The organism is Moorena sp. SIO3I6, from assembly GCF_010672095.1.
The window spans coordinates 1-4,719 of record NZ_JAAHHU010000340.1; the positions used below are offsets into that span (position 1 = coordinate 1).

At 38.8% G+C, this 4,719-nt stretch carries 3 protein-coding genes and 3 pseudogenes; all 6 read left to right on the top strand.

Going from position 1 to position 4,719, the window contains the following annotated elements:
- Positions 1-401 (top strand): annotated as a pseudogene (locus F6K49_RS35575) (ATP-binding protein); the annotation flags it as partial.
- Positions 398-988, top strand: coding sequence for a hypothetical protein (locus F6K49_RS35580; protein WP_293104355.1), 591 nt, complete (start codon positions 398-400; stop codon positions 986-988). The pseudogene F6K49_RS35575 and the gene F6K49_RS35580, both read left to right, overlap by 4 nt.
- A gap of 28 nt (positions 989-1,016) precedes the next feature.
- A pseudogene (locus F6K49_RS35585) lies at positions 1,017-2,894 on the top strand (cation:proton antiporter); the annotation flags it as partial.
- A 681-nt stretch (positions 2,895-3,575) separates the two neighbouring features.
- Positions 3,576-3,977 (top strand): annotated as a pseudogene (locus F6K49_RS53760) (hypothetical protein); the annotation flags it as partial.
- A 195-nt stretch (positions 3,978-4,172) separates the two neighbouring features.
- Positions 4,173-4,421 carry a histidine kinase dimerization/phospho-acceptor domain-containing protein gene (locus F6K49_RS53765; protein ID WP_366514265.1) on the top strand — a complete coding sequence of 83 codons (249 nt, stop codon included), beginning with the start codon at positions 4,173-4,175 and terminating at the stop codon, positions 4,419-4,421.
- Between the two features lie 66 nt (positions 4,422-4,487).
- A partial coding sequence (locus tag F6K49_RS35595; RefSeq protein WP_293104358.1) for an ATP-binding protein occupies positions 4,488-4,719 on the top strand: 232 nt, incomplete at its 3' end.

A 4,719-nucleotide genomic window follows, 5' to 3' on the forward strand; every position in this document is an offset into this window, starting at 1 on the left:
CAAGAGCTTTTCCCGAACTAGAGTCAAATCAACGTCTCCAAAAAATCACAGAACTTTTTGATAGTCCTAAAACTTTAGAGCTTTTGTGTTTGGTCAGTGGTGGTCATATTCGTAATTTGTTGAGATTCCTGTATGACTGTATTCGTCAGGAAAAGAAATTACCTCTTTCTAGTGAAACTTTGAAAAAAGTAATTCAAAAAAAGCGTGACCAAATGGTTTTGGCAATTGAACCTAATGAATGGGAATTACTGCGTCAAGTAGTTCGTTCTAAAAAAGTTACAGGAGATGACGGATATAAAATCTTAATTCGTAGTATGTTTGTTTACGAATATAGTGATACTAAAGGGTCTTGGTTTGATATTAATCCTATTTTAGAAGGTGCGGAAGAATTGAATTCATGAATGATTTAAATGTATCCTTTGAGAGTTCTGATAATGAGCGATCGCTTGAAGATATAGTATGGACAATTGAAATGTCTCAGGGACAGTTTTCTTTAATATTAGCTCTATGTGAATCGACTGACTTGCGCGATAACATGGCTCAAAAATTGCAAGAAATTTGCCCGAATATAAAAGAAATTGTTCTAAAGCCATCAGATACCCTAATCCATACAAAACTTAAAGATATAAGCAGTCAAAAACAGCCCCCAGCCGTTATGGTTCGTGGTTTTGAGTCAGTCACAGACATCAATCAAATACTAACGTCGCTGAATCAAGTAAGAGAAGAGTTGTGGAAGTATTTTAAGTTTCCTGTAATTTTATGGATTAATGGGGCAATTTCAAAAAAAATGATTCGACTTACTCCAGATATTGAGAGTTGGGCTAGTATAACTAATTTTAGTAGTTTCTCTAGAAAACAGATTGATTACCGACAAGAAAAGGTGGATAGATTCAATAATAATCAAAGTTATGAATATCGCGATCGATTGAATAATAATTTTTTAAGTGAGTTGTTTTCGAGATTTTATGTTATTAATGCGCTATCTTAATCAGTTTTAATTAAATTTTCAAAAGTAAATGGAAGGCTCCCTTGAACTCACCCTACAAATTACAATAGCTGTTACTGCAGGGATCTCTGGCCAAGTTATTGCCGAATATTTGAAAGTTCCAAGTATTGTTTTCTTGCTCCTCTTCGGGATCTTGCTCGGGTCAGATGGTTTAGCCTTACTCCATCCTCATCAATTGGGAGTAGGCTTAGAAGTGCTGGAAAGATTTACCTTAGCCATTGTCCTATTTGAGGCCGGTCTTAATTTAAAATTACGAGATTTGGGTCGAGTGTCCGGTAGCTTACGTAATCTGGTAACAGTGGGAACACTGATCACCCTCTTTGGTGGAGGTATGGCAGCTCGCTGGCTGGTACCATTCCCCTGGCCAATGGCCTTTCTCTATGGCTCTCTCGTGGTTGTTACCGGGCCATCTGTAATCAAACCCCTACTCAAGCAAGCACAGGTAGACCGACGAGTTGCTACTTTGCTAGAAGGGGAAGGTGTCCTTCTAGACCCAGTTGGACTGATTTTAGCTGTCGTCGTTCTGGGTACCATCGTGAATGTTTATGCTGATGCAAATTTTTCATTTATTGCTCTGGAGTTGCGCTTGGGAATTGGCAGTCTCATCGGGCTCTTTAGCGGTTGGTTACTGGCCTTAATACTCAAGAGTACTAGCTTTCTCTCAGAGGACATGAAAAATGTTCTGGTTTTGGCTGGAGTTTTCTTAGTTTTTAGTCTTGCTCAACTGTCCCGCAGTGAATCAGGACTAATGGGAACTATGATCGCGGGTTTGGTTCTTGGAAATTCATCCGTACCGGAAGAGCGACTGCTGAAGAGATTTCACGGGCAACTAACTATTATTTGTATTTCTGTCTTATTTATTCTCCTAGCAGCAGATATCTCAATTGCCAGTATTTTTGCCTTGGGTTGGGGTAGCCTCTTAACAGTGCTCATGCTGATGTTAGTGATTCGCCCGATTAGTGTGGCTGTGTGTACTTTCAACAGTGACATGAACTGGCGGCAGAAACTTTTTTTAGCTTGGATTGCTCCCAAAGGAATTGTTGCTGGTTCCGGCGCTTCCTTGTTTGCTACTGTGTTAACTCAGCGTGGCATTAATGGTGGAGATTCTATTAAAGCATTGGTTTTTCTCACCATAATGGTGACTGTTTTTATAGAAGGGTTAACAGCGGTTTGGGTAGCCCGATGGCTGAAAATTACCTCTTCTGAGGCAAAGGGAGCAATAATTATTGGTTGTAATCCATTAGGTTGTTTAATAGGACGTCTGTTTCAAGAGCGGGGAGAATCGGTGGTATTGATTGACACAGACTCGGAAGCTTGTCAAAAGGCAAGAGAACAAAATCTACGAGTTTTCCAAAGCAGCGGTCTCGATACCGATGTTTTGGAAGAAGCGGGAATTGAATCAATAGGGACTTTCATGGCACTCACCAGTAATGGTGAGGTTAATTTAGTCTTAGCGCAGCGGGCAGTTGAGGAATTTCAGCCTCCCCGGGTCTTAGCGGTCTTTCCTGGCAATCCCGATGATGGTACAAAAACCAATAAAGGGAAGGTAAGTCAAGCTTTCATGTCTAAACTGCCCATCAAAACTTGGAACCAGTACATCAGTGATGGACAAGTTAAGTTGGGAAAAACAGTTCTCAAAGAGTCAGGATTTGGTTTTCAAAGAGCCCATATAAAAGCCTTAATTCGTTCTGGAGAACTTGTACCATTGTTGGTGATACAAGATAATCGACTGCAAGTGGTAAAAGCGGAAGAAGACTGGCTTCCAGGATATCAAATTATCTATCTTTTGCATGATCTGAGACCCAAACTACTCAAACGCATGTCCGGTCGTACCCAATATTCTCGTCTGGCATTACAAAAACTTGCAGAGGTGGAAGAATTACCTATTGCTGGTTTTAGTGCTAAGGAAGGAAATGCCCTTTGGGAACCATTGACAAATGATGACATGTTGATAAACGCAGCTATTGAGCAGCGAAACGAGGGAATAAGACTAGCAAAATCCGGTAAGGTAGAGGAAGCTACATCGGCTTTTATAAAAGCTTTAGAATATCAGCATAATATCAACCTGGATCGCACAGGAAAAACTCAAGAAAAAGACCCGGAATCCTTTGCCAAAAAATTAGCAGCATCTACCAAGATAGATCAGGGTACAAGACTAGCAAAATCGGGAAATGTAGAGGTAGCTAGATCGGCTTTTAGAATAGCATTAGAACTGAATCCTACCAGCAACCTTGATCGCACAGGAAAAACTCAAGAAAAAGACCCGGAATCCTTTGCTAAAAAATTAGCAGCACCTACCAAGATAGATGAGGGTACAAAACTAGCAAAATCTGGGGATATAGAGGGAGCTAGATCGGCTTTTATACAAGCTTTAGAATATAAGCCGAATATTAACCTTGATAGCACAGGAAAAACTCAAGAAAAAGACCCGGAATCCTTTGCCAAAAAATTAGCAGCACCTCAGAAGATCGAAGAAGGAACAAAATTAGGAAAATCTGGAAAAACAGAAGAAGCAGTAGCAATTTTAAAAGAAGCACTACAATGGAAGCCTGAGATTGATATCTACAAGCACTTAAGTCAATTCAATGATGGGCTAAGTGAATGGGCCGATCGCGTTTACAATTCTCTAGAAGAGAAAGAAAAACCAGTGGCTCTGCGTATTTTATTGGAACTTGTCGAGATAGAACATGAAACAACTAAGTCAGGTAAAGCTAATTATAAACCCAGCCAAGCTTTTTTAGAAAATTTACCAAATCCAGAGCAATCTCTGGAACTTTTACAGCAAGTTACAGACAAGTTGGCTGACCAAACAAATAGGTTAATTAGCATAAGTAAGTTACCTGCTGGGCTGACAATCTTATCTATTACACATGAACCCTTGTTGGATGGTTGGATAACTTTACAAAAATGGCTCAAAGATTATCAAGCTGTAATAAAAGTAAAACAGAAAATTGAAAGGGTAGCTAAACTTTGGAAAAATGACCCAACTAATGATATTTGGCTATGGAGAGGAACGATTTTAGAGGAAGCGGAGAACTATTTAAAAGAATATGGACATTTAGGACTATTACAGGGTCTTGGTTATGAATTTATTGAAGCTAGCAAAGAGTTGAGACAAAAACAAATAGAGGAAGAACGTAGCCGATTACAAGTTGTCAATAAACAATTGGAAAGATTAAATAAACTTAAAGATGAATTTTTAGCTAATACCTCTCATGAACTACGAACACCTCTCAGTGCTATAATTAACCTTGCGGAGTCTATGATAGATTCCCCCGTCGATCAACTCTCAGAATCCCAGAAAAACAATCTATCTCTTATTATCTATAGTGGCTCTAGACTAACTAATCTTGTTAACGATATTCTAGATTTTTCAAAACTTAGTAACCAGGATATTAAACTCCAGAAAAAATAAATTCGTGTAAAACAAATCACTGAAGTAGTTCTTACAATAAATCAACCTTCAGTAAAAAACAACGCCTTGAAACTGATTAATTCTATTGATGAAAAGTTACCTCCCGTATATGCTGATGAAAATCGTCTGCAACAAATTCTATTCAACCTTATTGGTAATGCTATTAAATTCACTGAACGGGGTCAAATCGAAGTATCGGCAAAATTGATTTCTGAGAAAAATCAGAGACTTTTCCTAGCAATTACTGTCTCTGACACAGGTATTGGTATCCCAGAAGATAAATTAGACAGAATTTTTG